Raw genomic sequence first — 13,034 nt, 5'->3', positions numbered from 1 at the left:
CGATCAGGCCTCGCTATCCCAGACCAGAACCCGTGCAGGCGTCGGATCAAAACCGTTGCAGGGATTGTTGATCTGCGGGCAATTGGAAATCACCAGCAGCACATCCATTTCGGCTTGTAGCTCGACATAATCGCCGGGGGCGGAAATGCCATCGACAATGGTCATCTGGCCGCTCGGCTCAATCGGCACATTCATGAAGAAGTTGATATTGGCCACCACGTCGCGCTTGCTCATGCCGTGTTTGGCCACTTCCAGCACGAAATTATCGCGGCAGGCATGCAGATATTTGGTGCCATGGCCAAAGCGCACCGTATTGCTCTCGCAGGAGCAGGCCCCGGCAGAGGTATCATGCCGCCCGCAGCTGTCTGCGGTCATGGTCAGCATGATCCGGCCTTCATTGGAGATGATTTTCGTGCCGGTGGAAATATAGGCGGCACCCTGTTCACGCATCGTATCCTGATTAGAATAGCGCTCGGAAAAATCCTTGGCGTTGTAAAACAGCGTGTCGATGGCCTGCTGGCCATAGCTGTCTTCGATCCGCAGAATCTGGCCTTTTTTGACCACCGTGGAAAATGGCGCTTCCGCCGCAATGACGTGATCCTGCACAGCGGTATCAGGCGTGCGAAGGGGGGACGTGGTGTTGAATTCAGACATGGCTTCCTCCCTTACAGCGCTGCAAACGCATTGTTTTCAAATCCACGTACAGCTTCCGCTGTCGCCGTGCGGCAAAGATCGTCGGCTTGTGGCGGCTTGGCCTTTATCCGGCTAATGACAACGGGATGGGGCTGGTAAAGCGGATTGGGGTCGAGCGGATGCGGGCAATTGGAAAAGCCGACAATCATCTCCATCTCGGCGCGAAGCTCGATATAGTCTCCGCCATTGAGCAGCTCCGGCCTCCAATGGAAGCGTCCGTCTGCATCGACCCGCACTGGGGCAAAGAGTGCGAGCGCTGCTGGAATGTCGCGCTTGTCGAGGCCGAGCTTGCTCGCCATGATCAGGAAATTATCGCGGGTATTGCGCAAGCCCTGGCTGTTGGCGCTGGCATATTTGCGGGCGTTGCTGGCGGCGGTAGAGCCACCCATCAGGCAATCATGCGCGCCGCATGTGTCCTCAGTGATCGAAAACATCACCTTGCCCATGTCGGAAAACATCACCCGGCCTTTGCCAAGCCCGGTGGTCCATTGCATCTTGACGGTATCGGGCAGGTTCAGCCTTTCGGACGGATCATCAGCGTTCCAGGCGACCAAGGTGACGGTTGAAAACCCGTGGGGCAGGGCGATCCGCAGCGTTTCATGGGTTTTCACCCGCGTGGACCAATACCAGCCTCCGGGGATGGTCTCGCTATGGATAAGGTCTGTCGCCTCGATGTCCGGTGCGGGCAGCGGGCTTTTGCCCGGCAAGGCCTTCGGGGAAAAGTCCAGTCCGTTTTTCTGGTGTTCCTCATAGCGCGCCCGGTTGGCGGCAATCTCTTCGGCAGAGCGTCGGATATGCATGATGGGTCTCCTATCGACGATGTGCCGGGTCGTCCCGGTGAAGCCCGATGGATGCGACCGGGCCGTCCCGGTCAGGGCGAAAGATGGAAGGGGTACCCGCCTGGCGGGGTGGCCAGATGGAAATGTCCTTGGTGATGGTGGCGCCGTAGCGCTGTTTTTCCTCGGGCCGGTCACGGGGACGCTCAAAAGCGACAACGCGGCTGGCCAGCGTAAAGGCCTCCCGCATGTCATGCGTAACCATGACGACGGTCATCGGATTTTCATGCCAGAGCTTTTTCATCAGCGTGTGGATCTCGGCCCTTATACCCGGATCGAGCGCCCCGAACGGCTCGTCCAGCAGCAGCACTTTCGGCTTCATGATCAGCGCTTGCGCGAGCGCCAGCCGTTGCTGCATACCGCCCGAAAGCTGGGCCGGATATTTGGCCTCTGATCCGGAAAGGCCAACGGCGGCAATCATCGCGCGGGCCTCATCCACGGCATTGCGGCGGGCAGAGCCGAACAGGCGGCCAGCCAATAGCGAGACGGGCAATTCCTTACCCAGCAGCACATTGCCCAGCACGGTGAGGTGAGGAAATACCGAATAGCGCTGAAAGACGACGCCGCGATCCGGCCCCGGCTCCTTCGGCAGCGGCTTGCCATCCAGCAGGATAATGCCGCGTGTCGGCTGTTCCTGCCCCAGCAGCATCCGCAGAAACGTGCTCTTGCCGCAGCCGGACGGACCGACCAGCGCCACGAACGCGCGAGATGCGACCGTTAGCGAGACGCTTTCCAGCACGATCTGGTCGCCATATTCCTTCCAGATATTGTCGATCTTCAGCCCGCTCATGCGCCCTTCTCCAGGTTGGACCAGGGAAACAAAGCGATGCGCAACCGGTCGAGCAGGACATCGGCGACAACGGCAATCAGCGTGATCCACAACACGTAAGGAAAAATCACGTCCATGGAGAGATAGCGGCGCACCAGGAAGATCCGGTAGCCGAGACCGCTATCGGAGGAAATCGCTTCCGCGGCGATCAGAAACAGAAAGGCCGGGCCAAGCTGCAATCTGAGACAGGTGATTAGGCGCGGTAGGATCTGTGGCAGGACCACCCTGATGGCGACCTGCCAGGAGGAGCCGCCTAGAGTCTCGGCCTTGATGATCTGTTCGCGCGGCAGGGCCAGGGCGGTGAGCGCCAGATCGCGGATCATGATCGGCGCAACGCCGATGACGATCAGGGTGATTTTCGACACTTCGCCGAGCCCCATGGCGATGAACAGAATAGGCAGCAGCGCCAGTGGCGGCACCATGGAAATCGCGGCGACGAAGGGTGACAGCAGCGCACGCAGATAGGGCAGCATCCCAATCGCCATGCCGATGGTCAGCGCGATCAGCAGCGAAATGCCAAGCCCGGAGAAAAGCCGCGTCAGGCTGGCCAGCGTATCGGTCCAGAGAATATAGTCGCCAGTGCGGGCATCGGCGGTAAAGGCTAAACGGTTGATGGCATCGGCAAAGGCGACAAAGCCCGGCAGCAGCTTGTCATTGGCGTTTTCCGCCAGCCGTGCCGCCGAACCTGCGGCGTAGGCGAGCAGCACCAGCACAAAGGGCAGGGTGGCGAGGCCTAGTTTCGCACCATTGCTCGGTTTTTGATTGATCCAGCGCATCCTGTCGCTCCGAATTCTTGGGGAAGGTGGGGCGGGCGATCACCCGCCCCCGGATATGCGTCCCGGATAAGTTTCAGAGTGCGCCTTTGGCGGCGGCATCCATATAGGTGGTTGTGAAGCGGAACTTCACATTACCCTTGTCGCCCAGCACCTTACCGTCAGGCATTTCAATGCCGATCACGTCGGCAGACGGCGCGCCATTACCCAGTAGGCCTTTTTCAAACAGGAAATTGCGCACCAGATCCATGGTCTTCGGCAGGCCGGGCGAGGTGGTGAAGGTGCTGGCATCCGCTGCCTTGTCGAACAGCTTGGTGGCGGCCAACTGGCTGCCAAAGCCCTTGAGGTCGGTGCCGGAGGCCTTGCCCATCTCCTCGCGGGCGGCCTTGCCCTCTGCTGTGTCGGCCATCATCAGCTTGACCGTGTCATACCAGATCCCCGCCAGTGCTTTACCGAAATCCGGGTTGTCCTTGAGGACTTCGGTATTGGCGACCATCAGATCCATGATTTCGCCGGGGATTTGCGCGCTGTCGAACACTTTTTTGGCGGTCGGGTCTTCGAGGATGGTGGAGACCAGCGGGTTCCAGGTGACGACCGAGGTCACGTCATCGGTCTTATAGGCGGCGACCATGTCGGCATCTGACGTGTTGACTACTTTTACGTCTTTTTCCGTAAGTTTAAGGCTCTCCAGCGCCCGCACCAAGAGATAATGCGAGACGGAAAATTCGACCAGATTGACGTTCTGGCCTTTGATATCGGCAAGCTTGTCCTTACCCTTGAGGATAACCGCGTCATTGCCATTGGAAAAGTCGCCGACGATCACCGCCGTGGTATCGACGCCACCGGCGGCGGGAATCGAGAGACCGTCCATATTGGTCAGCGTGACCGCGTCGAAGGCACCGGCGGTATATTGGTTCATCGATTCCACGTAATCGTTGAACTGGGTGACATCGATCTTGATGCCGTATTTATCGGCCCATTTCTTGACGATGCCATGGTCGCTGGCATAGCCCCAGGGCATCCAGCCGACATAGATCGACCAGGCGACCTTGAACTCCTTCTTGGGCGCGGCATCGGCTGGTATAAGTCCGCCCAGCGACATGGCTACGGACAGTGTAGAAACAGAAATAAGTTTTGAGAACAGGCGCATGAATTTCCCCTTTTGCTTTTTTCAAAAGGGATCGGCATAGACCAACGCCGCCAATCCCTTGGCTAACGAGGTCTCCCGGGCTTTTATCCCGCCGTGCACCCGACAGGGATGTCTCCCCCGCCGGTGGCTGCTCTCGGACCAGTCACGCTTCTCGCGCCGGAACCCTAGCTGCCAACTCTGGCTGTATACTAGCAAATCTTGTGCCAGCTTGGCAATGATCGAGCTTTTTTTGGAGTTTTGGCTGTTTATCCTTTGTTTTCCGGCCATTTCTCCAAATCTACTGTTCTGTAATCTGCAATTGTCGTCCCGCAAATGCGGCAGGACGTTAAATTTTAAGCAGGCAAAGGTGCAATTTTAAACATCGTCAGATGATCAGATTGGCCAGGATGTCGTTTTCGGTGATGTCTTCATAGCCGAGACCATTTTCCTCGAACCGCTGTAACAGACCAGAAAAATTCGAGGCATCCGTCGTTTCAATGCCGATCAGGATCGAGCCGAAATTGCGGGCGGATTTCTTCAGATATTCGAAGCGGGCGATATCGTCTTCGGGGCCGAGCAGGTTGAGAAAATCGCGCAACGCGCCGGGCCGCTGTGGCAGGCGCAGGATGAAATATTTCTTCAAACCGGCATAGCGCATGGCGCGCTCTTTTACATCTGGCAGGCGCTCGAAATCGAAATTGCCGCCGGAGACGACGAGAACCACGGTCTTGCCCTCGATGGATGAGCGCTCCAGCAGACCGAGTGTGGCAATCGCCAAGGCGCCGGCCGGTTCCAGCACCACGCCCTCGACATTCAGCATGTCGATGATCGTCCCGCAAATCGCATTTTCCGGCACCAGCATGACCTGAGCGGGCGGGAAGTGTTTCAGGGCCGCAAAATTGGCATCGCCGATCCGCGCCACGGCAGCACCGTCGACAAAATTATCCACCTTGGGCAGGGTGATGACTTCACCCGCTTCCAACGAGCGTTTCAGGCTTGGCGCGCCGACCGGCTCGGCAAAGAGAAAAGCGGATAGAGGCAGGTCTTCGGCTAGATAGCCCGTCATGCCCGCACTCAAGCCGCCGCCGCCGACGGGCATGATCACCAGATCGGGGGTGACCTCTTCCGATAGTTGCTCCAGAATTTCGGCAGCAACGGTTGCTTGGCCTTCGATAATGTCAGCATGGTCGAAAGGCGGCACCATCAAGCCGTCAGCTTCCTCAACATAGTCGCGGGCCGCCTTGTAGCATTGGTCGAAAATATCGCCGACCAGCCTTATGGTAATGAATTCGGCACCGAACTTGCGGGTCTTGTCGATTTTCTGTTGCGGCGTGGTCACCGGCATGAACACCACGCCATGCACGCCGAAATGACGGCAGGCAAAGGCGAAACCTTGCGCATGATTGCCTGCTGAGGCGCAGACGAAGATCTTGTCGATCTGCCCCAGGGCGATAACCTTGCGGAAGAAGTTATAGGCGCCACGCACCTTATAGGAGCGCACCGGCGTCAGGTCTTCACGCTTCAGATAAATGTTGGCATTGAACAACGTGCTCAAGTGCTCGCTCAATTGCAGTGGTGTCGCGGGGAAAAGGTCGCGAAGCGCATGAACGGCATCTTGGACGGCAGTTTTTGTCATGGTCTGGTTTCCAGCATCGGCAATATCAGGTCTATCTGCTAACCCATCGATCCCGAAGTTGGAACTGCTTTAAGCAATCCTGCAGCAGATAGTGAAAAATACGATTTTACCTTGGCAGGGTATAGGCGATCGACGTTGCTGACGCGCTCTACTGGAGCGAAAGCAGGAAGAGCAGGGTTCTAAGCACCTCTGTAAAAGCCTCAGTCCATGTCTCGATATGGATCATAAACTGACGCTATCAAGAAATTTACCATAAGTTCCGTTTTTTGCAGTCAAGCATGCAATCATATTCGGTTGCATTGACTAGAATAGATCCACTTATGGTTTGTAAAAAATCCCCAACAATAAGGGGGGTGATACATATCAATTTTCCAAAATGTTGATTTCGAATAGTTTTTCCTGATTTTACTGCTTTAACAGTGCTGTCCCAATTTGGGAAACCCCTTAAAATACATGTGTAACATAATGGTAATGCTGATTTCGTTCCCATGATTCTTAAAAAAATAGACCCAATAAATGACGTTTCTAGATGTTGCTGGCTCGACTAATGTTGTGTAGGCTTAATTTTGTATTAATGATTTTTCCGTGAACGCTGCGGCACCAGTGATGGTGTCCGAACAGATCTTGGCTGCGTATGGCTTGAAATCCGTGCGTGGCAAAGGGTGTCGTTGAAGCAACGTGAGGTGTATGATGAGTGTATCGGTTGCTGTCGTGATTCCCTTTTTCCAGAAAGAGAAGGGAATTTTATCCCGGGCTCTGGAATCGATTAAATCGCAGAAGTTAGACAGTGACGTTGAGATAAGCGTTGTTATCGTTGACGATAGCTCGCCAATTTCCGCCAAAGAGGAACTTGCTGATTTCGAAGCCGGTCCCAATCTGCGCATCGTTCTGCTTGAAAAAGACAATGGTGGACCAGGCGAAGCGCGCAATATGGCGCTGGATTATCTTGAAGCCGATCCCGTCAACTATGTAGCCTTTCTCGATTCCGACGACGTCTGGCACGACGATCACATTCAGCGTGCCCTGGACGGGCTTGTGTTTGGCGATTTCTTCTTCTGCAACCATGTTCGTGGCAAGTATTATGCCGACTATTTCATTAGTCTTCCAGGTACGCGCCGCGCGCTTGCTTCCGATGAGGACTTGATCTGCGGTGACAATTACCATGCCTTCCGCAAGGGCCGGCTTGCGGAAGTGATGATCCGCGAGTGCCCCCCGCAGACATCGACCGTCGTTTACCGCTTCAAGAAAAATGCCGGTTTGCGTTTCAATGGCGCGCTGCGCAGTGCGGGCGAGGATCATGTTTTCTGGATCGAGCTTTGCCTGTTCAACGACACGGTGATCGATCCGAAGATCAATGTCAGCTGCCTGGAAGGCGTTAATCTCTACTGGTCCAACGTGTCCTGGGATAGCCCGAAATCCGTGGCGATTCAGGGTTGTCTGGCGCTTCAATATAATTACCTCAAGGATACGCCGGTTATCTTGCTTGCCGATCCGGAGACTGTTCTGTTCCGCCAGAAGCTTTATGAAGGCGCCTATACCTATGCCTTGTTGCGTGGCCTGGCCAAAGGCTACCTGCCGGATTTCAAGGTTTTGATGCGGCTGGTTGCTGCCTATCCCGGTTATCTGATGCGGGCGCCAACCAGTTTCCAGTTTTTCCTGCGCAACCGTCGTGTGATGACCAATGAAACCGCAGTGAAATCCATGCCTGCTGAGGATGCAGTCGCCTGATATCAGCGTTTTATCGGCGGTTCTGAGCAAAATCGCTTGATTTTATGATCATGCTTGCCGACAAACGACATTGGTCTTGGCCGGGATGCGTGAGTGTCCCTGCGCCATGATATTTGTTGGCAGGCAGAGGGCAGTTGCAATGGCATCCTTTCTTTCGAAGATCTTTTCGGCGTTTTCGGGTTCTTCAGCATCAGATGAGACGAAGCAGTCCGTTTCCGTCGAGCCGCAATTGCATGGCGATTGCCGGATCTATGCCGAGCCGATCAAGGAAGGTAGCCAGTTGCGTTTGGCCGGGCGGATCGAAAAGGACGTCAATGGCGAAACGCTGACCCGCAGCTTCATTCGCGCCGACATGTTTACATCCAAGGAAGATGCGCTGGATTGCACCTTCCGCAAGGCCCGCCAGATTATTGACCAGAACGGACCTTCGTTGTTTGCCGATGGTGCCAAGGATCGCAGCGCTTAAAGATTTTAGGGATCATTTTTCACGCAAAACGCCCGGATTTGGTCCGGGCGTTTTGCGTTTCAGCTGGATCGTGGTTTTACAGAATCAGCCGGTAATTGGCAAAACCGTCCGCGCCGTCACCGGCATCCTCGATCTTCGCGCCCTTGACCTCAGTGGCAAACGCCCGGCCCTTGGGGCCTGTCTGGAAGCTGGCGGTCGTGTCGGGGATCGCGGCAAAGCGCCAATTGCCGTCAGCCGAGGGGTTGATGGTACCCTGCGCGACGATATAGCGGACGATGACATCGCGATTGGTATCCGGGCCGACGAAAATCACCTTGTCGGAGGCGATATCAGGGAATTTTCCGCCGCCGCCAGCGCGGTAATTGTTGGTGACGACCACAAATTGCTGCTCAAGATCAATAGGCTTGCCGTTAAAGCTCAGGTTTTTGATCCGGTTTGCATCCGGATTGATCGCTTTGCCGTCCTTGTCATATTTCGCTGGCTGCGACAGATCGATCTCATAGGTGACGCCGTCGATCACATCGTAATTGTAGGATGGGAAGTCGAAATTGAGCAGGGCCGCATCCTTCGATCCGGGCTTGATCTGGTTGAACATGCCAGCCGACATTTCCAGCCAGTTCTTGACTTGCGCGCCTGTTATCAGCACTGCCTGCACGGTATTTGGATAGAGGTAGAGGTCCGAGACATTCTTGATGGCGATATCGCCTGCGGGAACATCGGTATAATAATCGGCGCCACCGCGGCCGCCAGCTTTGAACGGCGCTGCGGCTGACAGTACCGGGTAATCCTTGTATTTCGTCTCCTTTAGCATGTCCTTGATATACCAGGTCTGGGCATTGGAAACGATCTGCACCGAGGGGTCGTCGGCCACCAGCGCAAAATAGGAGTAAAGCGGTGCGGAGGTCTTGCCGACCGGGGTGCGCACATAGGCCAAAGTTGCCTCATGTTCGTCCTTTACGGCCGCCACAACGTCCTGATTGTCCCTGACATCGGCAATGATTTTCTTGGCGTCATCGCGGTGATAGATCGGCCGCGCCTCAGCGGTGAAATCGACGATTTTCCAGCGATTGCCGTCTTTTTCCAGCATGAAGTCGATCAGGCCCATATGTGAACCCCAGAAGCCAGCCATGACCGCGGGCTTGCCCATCAATGTTCCCCTGAGCGGATCGGCACCCTGGACACCATCCCAGGTTTTTGGACCGGGAAAGACCAGATGTTGATGGCCGGTGAAAATCGCATCGATGCCGTCAACTGTGGCCAGGTAGAGCGAAGCATTTTCCATTCTCTCCGTCTGGCCACTGCCATCAATACCGGAATGCGAGAGCGCGATAACGATATCAGCACCTTGCTCTTTCATGACAGGCACCCAGGCGCGCGCCGCCTCGACGATGTCACGGGTCTGGGCCTTGCCTTCGAGGTTCTTGGCATCCCAGAGCATAATCTGCGGCGGAACGAACCCGATAAAGCCGACCTTGATCACGCTCTCGGTGCCCGCGCCATCCTTGATGGTCTTTTCGATGATGGTGAAGGGCTTGAAGAATAGCGCGTCGTTTTTCGGATCGGAGGCGAGCTGGCCCTTGGTCAGGTTGGCGCAGACAATAGGATATTTCGCCGCCGCCAGCGTGTTGAACATGAAATCGAGGCCGTAATTGAATTCATGATTGCCAAGCGTGCCACAATCATAGCCCAGCGTGTTCATGGCCTTCATGACGGGGTGCTGATCACCGGCCTTGATGCCCTTTTTATAAGCCATGTAATCGCCCATCGGGCTGCCTTGCAGCAAATCGCCATTGTCGATCAACATGGAGTTGCCAGCTTCGGCCCGGATCTCGTCGATCAACGTCGCTGTGCGCGTCAGGCCCATCGTGTCATTGGGCTTGTCGGCATAATAGTCGTAGGGCATCAGGTTGACATGGATGTCGGTGGTTTCCATCAATCGCAAATGCGCCTGATTGGCTGCTGCCCTGGCGGCAAACGGATGAAGCACGACAAGGGCGCTGGCAGCGGCAAAACCTCCCAACAGCGAGCGGCGCGTAATAGGGTGCAGGTCGGTGGGGCGCAAGTGTGCGAGTGGCGACATGGGAAGGCTCCTGGCAAATGTCTTCGTCGATGCGTGAGCATCGCAAACCAGTTGCCTTCATATCATGACAGGTTGATGATGCTAATCTGAAATACCGTGCGCGCCAGAAATTGACCGGTGACATTTAGCGCGAGCGATCAAAGCTGTGGGGGAGCGATCGGGTCTATCGTTTCAGGACCGGGCGCACTTCCTGGTGGAAGTTGCGAAAGTAAGCGGCGACCTTCGCAATGGAATTGCTGTTCTGGCGAAACTGAATGCCCAGCCGTCCGCCCCGGTTCCAGCGGACCATTCCCTCCAGCAGACCAATTTCCTCATTTTCGATGAGGACGGTGCTGCCAGCTGCTGCGTGGAAGGCAGTGTAGAGTTCAAGTGCCAAGCCTGAGCGGGAAATATCGATGATCCGGCAATCGGCAACCTGGCGCATATAGCGCACGGCACTATCCATGCGGCAGCGGCTTCGGGGGGCTGTGCGAATGTCCATTTTAAGGTTGTTTTGCATGTGAAAGTCTTTTTTCTAGGTTCCTTTCGATTTTAACGGCGATCATTGTAAATACTGTAAAAAATCTCGTTAAAATTCCCGCTTACATCAAGCGGCTCAAAGCCGCCCGCCACGTCAGACGAACGGCTGTTTTTCTGCGACGCTGTGGTTCACATCTTCGAGTCTTGATACCTGTCGGATGGAAGCAAAAAAGTCTTGCTCCAGAGCGATTGGCGGTGGTTGTAATCATAAACGCTCAAGCACACGGTGTTTTCGTCTGGCTGTCCAAGACGCAATTGTGAAGAGGCGCCTTCCTCACCGGTCTCGCTCTGCCACAAGGGCTGATTGTTGCGGTTATAAAAAACCAGATTTCCATCGTCGCGGATCTGCAACCGGCCGGGCAGGGCGGCTTTTTCATTTTCACCCAGCATTGACCAAAGCGTCTTGCCGGAGCTGTCTCGCAGTTGCGGGCCGAGCATCGGGTCGTTCACCAGGCTGGCGCTACCATTGAATGTGGTGAGTGATTGGCCGGGAAGAAGCACGGCATTGCTGCGGCTGTCCAGCCGGGCAATATCGGCCATCTCGCCAACCAGCGGGATCTGCATCAGATATTTGACATCGTCCAGTGACCAGCCATTTGCATCGCGGGCCGCCAGAAGCACGGTCAGCTTGGCGAGGGAGGCCATGACGGTCATATCTACGGGGTTCAATGCGCCTATCGCGGGCAGCCAGGCCCCTGCGGCATAGGTATTATAGTCCACAGCACCTTGCAGAACCTGGGTATTATCAACAATTACCACGCCAGCCCGGTTGGCCTCCTCCAAGGCCTTGTAGATAGCGCCCTGGTCCGGCTGCCGGGCATTTCCGCTTGGAAAATTGCCTGCGCCATAGGCTTGCAGCACCAATCCGCCAATGCCCTGGGCCACGCAGGCGCGGATCATATCGGCCAGCAGCGCCTTTCCTTGGGCGGCATCGTACCAGGCGGGAAAGGCCCCGAGAGTGATGACCGGGGCCTTGTTTATGTTGGACGTGATGGCATGCAACTGGGTCAGGGTTTCTGCCCGTGCAGCTTCATCATCCAGACTGACGGCGGAGGACACAGGCGGCGGCGAGGTAAGGTCGGCATTGAGGCCGAGGGTGATGCCATATTGGCCGACAACCGGGAAATTCGGGCTGGAAAAGCCACGAAACTGGCTGGCATCGGCTTTCACCACCCGTGAGCCGCGCATCAACTGGCTATCGAAAAATACACTGACACCGGCAAGGCCAGTCTGGGCGGCTGCGACCGCACCACAGACATTTTGAAAGGCGTCACTATTGAACGTCATGCCGGAAATCACCCCCGGCGTGGGGGAATGAAACAGCGGCACTTGTGAGCCGGTGAGGATCACCGGCTTGCTGAGTTGTGCTAGCACAGTGCCATCGGCACTGACGCGCGAGAGCAGCATGGCCAGGGCTGTGCCGCTGTAATCCATGGTATCTGTGCCATGCAATACGATCCAGCCGTCCACCGTGTCGTAGCGCTCCAGGATATGGCGAGCAATCAAGCACCAGTCGGAGGGTTGCAGATTGGTGCTGTCCAACATGCCGCTCTCGCTTTCGGGAAAGGCGAGGTCGGTCACATAGTCCAGCACCAGATCGGCAAATTTCTGCTTGAGAATCGGGTCGAGATGGGACTGGCAGGCTGCCTTGAATTGCGTGCTGGTCATCGGAGCCAGTGGATTGCCGACGCAGCTGATCGTGCCGCCGGTATTGATGACGCCAATTTTCAAGACATGTCTCCTTGCAGTGCTTAGAGCCTGTCAGGTTTTCCCTGACTAACTCTAGGCGGTTTCCAATCCCCCCGGCAGATCTTCGCCCACCGGGGTCCGCTCGATCCTGCATTGAAAGCAGTTGTTGCGAGCCGACCGGACATGCACATAGGCGATTTTTTCGTCCTGGAGAAGCTCTTGCGCGCGCGCCGCAATCCGAGATGTCTCGGTAACGGCACCGGTGCCATAGACGATCCTGTCATCGCGGCCATAGCCACGCACGATATAATCGGGGCTTTCGAAGATTGGCGGCAAAGTATCGCCTTCATCGTAAGCCGCGCATTCCTCGGCGTGAAGAAAGATCGGTCCGGTTTCGGCATAGGGCTGTAGATCCGGGAAAGGCCGATAGGCCAGGGTTAGATAAGGCGCACCTTCGGCAATCGGCGCCAGGCAATGGCGGCATTGATAGCTGCCACCAGGCGAGGTGCGGCGTTCCGGCACGCATCCATAGGCATCCGGCGCACCGCTCCGGTAGGCTTCGGCAAGGGTGGAGGGCATGGGGGTAAAGCGGATGGTCTGCATTGTCCGGCTCCTGTTTGACGTGAATGCGCCAAACTCTTGCCTGGACGGTGGAG

Annotated in this window: 12 protein-coding genes and 1 riboswitch; of the genes, 2 read left to right on the top strand and 10 right to left on the bottom strand. The window is 56.1% G+C overall.

Annotated elements, in window-relative coordinates; genetic code table 11:
• Positions 1–3: 3 nt before the first annotated feature.
• The 6 genes from AVI_RS09820 to ilvA form a co-directional block, all read right to left on the bottom strand.
• Complete coding sequence (locus tag AVI_RS09820; protein ID WP_015916210.1) at positions 4–654, bottom strand: urea amidolyase associated protein UAAP2; 651 nt, start codon at positions 652–654, stop codon at positions 4–6.
• An 11-nt stretch (positions 655–665) separates the two neighbouring features.
• Positions 666–1,496 carry an urea amidolyase associated protein UAAP1 gene (locus AVI_RS09815; protein ID WP_041698044.1) on the bottom strand — a complete coding sequence of 277 codons (831 nt, stop codon included), beginning with the start codon at positions 1,494–1,496 and terminating at the stop codon, positions 666–668.
• Positions 1,497–1,503: 7 nt separating this feature from the next.
• Complete coding sequence (locus tag AVI_RS09810) at positions 1,504–2,319, bottom strand: ABC transporter ATP-binding protein (RefSeq protein ID WP_041696665.1); 816 nt, start codon at positions 2,317–2,319, stop codon at positions 1,504–1,506.
• Positions 2,316–3,134, bottom strand: coding sequence for an ABC transporter permease (locus AVI_RS09805; protein ID WP_015916207.1), 819 nt, complete (start codon positions 3,132–3,134; stop codon positions 2,316–2,318). The genes AVI_RS09810 and AVI_RS09805 overlap by 4 nt, the downstream gene beginning before the upstream one ends.
• Positions 3,135–3,207: 73 nt before the next feature.
• Positions 3,208–4,281 (bottom strand): putative urea ABC transporter substrate-binding protein, encoded by a 1,074-nt coding sequence (locus AVI_RS09800; RefSeq protein ID WP_015916206.1) that lies wholly within the window; start codon positions 4,279–4,281, stop codon positions 3,208–3,210.
• Between the two features lie 70 nt (positions 4,282–4,351).
• Positions 4,352–4,460, bottom strand: a riboswitch (guanidine-I (ykkC/yxkD leader).
• A gap of 185 nt (positions 4,461–4,645) precedes the next feature.
• Positions 4,646–5,896 (bottom strand): threonine ammonia-lyase, encoded by a 1,251-nt coding sequence (gene ilvA / locus AVI_RS09790; RefSeq protein ID WP_015916205.1) that lies wholly within the window; start codon positions 5,894–5,896, stop codon positions 4,646–4,648.
• Positions 5,897–6,586: 690 nt separating this feature from the next.
• On the opposite strand from ilvA, the gene AVI_RS09785 reads away from it, so the two are divergent.
• Together AVI_RS09785 and AVI_RS09780 are read left to right on the top strand one after the other, a co-directional pair.
• Positions 6,587–7,624 carry a glycosyltransferase family A protein gene (locus tag AVI_RS09785; RefSeq protein ID WP_015916204.1) on the top strand — a complete coding sequence of 346 codons (1,038 nt, stop codon included), beginning with the start codon at positions 6,587–6,589 and terminating at the stop codon, positions 7,622–7,624.
• Positions 7,625–7,763: 139 nt separating this feature from the next.
• Positions 7,764–8,090 (top strand): HlyU family transcriptional regulator, encoded by a 327-nt coding sequence (locus AVI_RS09780; protein ID WP_015916203.1) that lies wholly within the window; start codon positions 7,764–7,766, stop codon positions 8,088–8,090.
• Positions 8,091–8,166: 76 nt separating this feature from the next.
• On the opposite strand, the gene AVI_RS09775 is transcribed toward AVI_RS09780, so the two are convergent.
• The 4 genes from AVI_RS09775 to AVI_RS09760 form a co-directional block, all read right to left on the bottom strand.
• Positions 8,167–10,170 carry a bifunctional 2',3'-cyclic-nucleotide 2'-phosphodiesterase/3'-nucleotidase gene (locus AVI_RS09775; protein ID WP_015916202.1) on the bottom strand — a complete coding sequence of 668 codons (2,004 nt, stop codon included), beginning with the start codon at positions 10,168–10,170 and terminating at the stop codon, positions 8,167–8,169.
• A 163-nt stretch (positions 10,171–10,333) separates the two neighbouring features.
• Positions 10,334–10,669: a PilZ domain-containing protein gene (locus AVI_RS09770; protein WP_015916201.1), complete on the bottom strand. Its 336-nt coding sequence runs from the start codon at positions 10,667–10,669 to the stop codon at positions 10,334–10,336.
• 149 nt (positions 10,670–10,818) lie between these two features.
• Positions 10,819–12,420, bottom strand: a complete 1,602-nt coding sequence (locus tag AVI_RS09765; protein WP_015916200.1) for an asparaginase domain-containing protein — start codon at positions 12,418–12,420, stop codon at positions 10,819–10,821.
• 51 nt (positions 12,421–12,471) lie between these two features.
• Positions 12,472–12,981, bottom strand: coding sequence for a DUF1203 domain-containing protein (locus AVI_RS09760; protein WP_015916199.1), 510 nt, complete (start codon positions 12,979–12,981; stop codon positions 12,472–12,474).
• Positions 12,982–13,034: the final 53 nt, after the last annotated feature.

The sequence above is a fragment of the Allorhizobium ampelinum S4 genome, assembly GCF_000016285.1.
GTDB lineage: Bacteria > Pseudomonadota > Alphaproteobacteria > Rhizobiales > Rhizobiaceae > Allorhizobium > Allorhizobium ampelinum.
Note: the sequence above shows the minus strand (reverse complement) of the source record. Positions and strands in the feature narration are given on the sequence as shown.

What these genes read in the sequence shown, in the direction of transcription:
- AVI_RS09800 (WP_015916206.1), bottom strand. Translation starts at nt 4,281, where the DNA reads ATGCGCCTGTTCTCAAAACTTATTTCTGTTTCTACACTGTCCGTAGCC.
- AVI_RS09770 (WP_015916201.1), bottom strand. Translation starts at nt 10,669, where the DNA reads ATGCAAAACAACCTTAAAATGGACATTCGCACAGCCCCCCGAAGCCGC.
- AVI_RS09810 (WP_041696665.1), bottom strand. Translation starts at nt 2,319, where the DNA reads ATGAGCGGGCTGAAGATCGACAATATCTGGAAGGAATATGGCGACCAG.
- AVI_RS09780 (WP_015916203.1), top strand. Translation starts at nt 7,764, where the DNA reads ATGGCATCCTTTCTTTCGAAGATCTTTTCGGCGTTTTCGGGTTCTTCA.
- AVI_RS09775 (WP_015916202.1), bottom strand. Translation starts at nt 10,170, where the DNA reads ATGTCGCCACTCGCACACTTGCGCCCCACCGACCTGCACCCTATTACG.
- AVI_RS09785 (WP_015916204.1), top strand. Translation starts at nt 6,587, where the DNA reads ATGAGTGTATCGGTTGCTGTCGTGATTCCCTTTTTCCAGAAAGAGAAG.
- AVI_RS09805 (WP_015916207.1), bottom strand. Translation starts at nt 3,134, where the DNA reads ATGCGCTGGATCAATCAAAAACCGAGCAATGGTGCGAAACTAGGCCTC.
- AVI_RS09820 (WP_015916210.1), bottom strand. Translation starts at nt 654, where the DNA reads ATGTCTGAATTCAACACCACGTCCCCCCTTCGCACGCCTGATACCGCT.
- AVI_RS09760 (WP_015916199.1), bottom strand. Translation starts at nt 12,981, where the DNA reads ATGCAGACCATCCGCTTTACCCCCATGCCCTCCACCCTTGCCGAAGCC.
- ilvA (WP_015916205.1), bottom strand. Translation starts at nt 5,896, where the DNA reads ATGACAAAAACTGCCGTCCAAGATGCCGTTCATGCGCTTCGCGACCTT.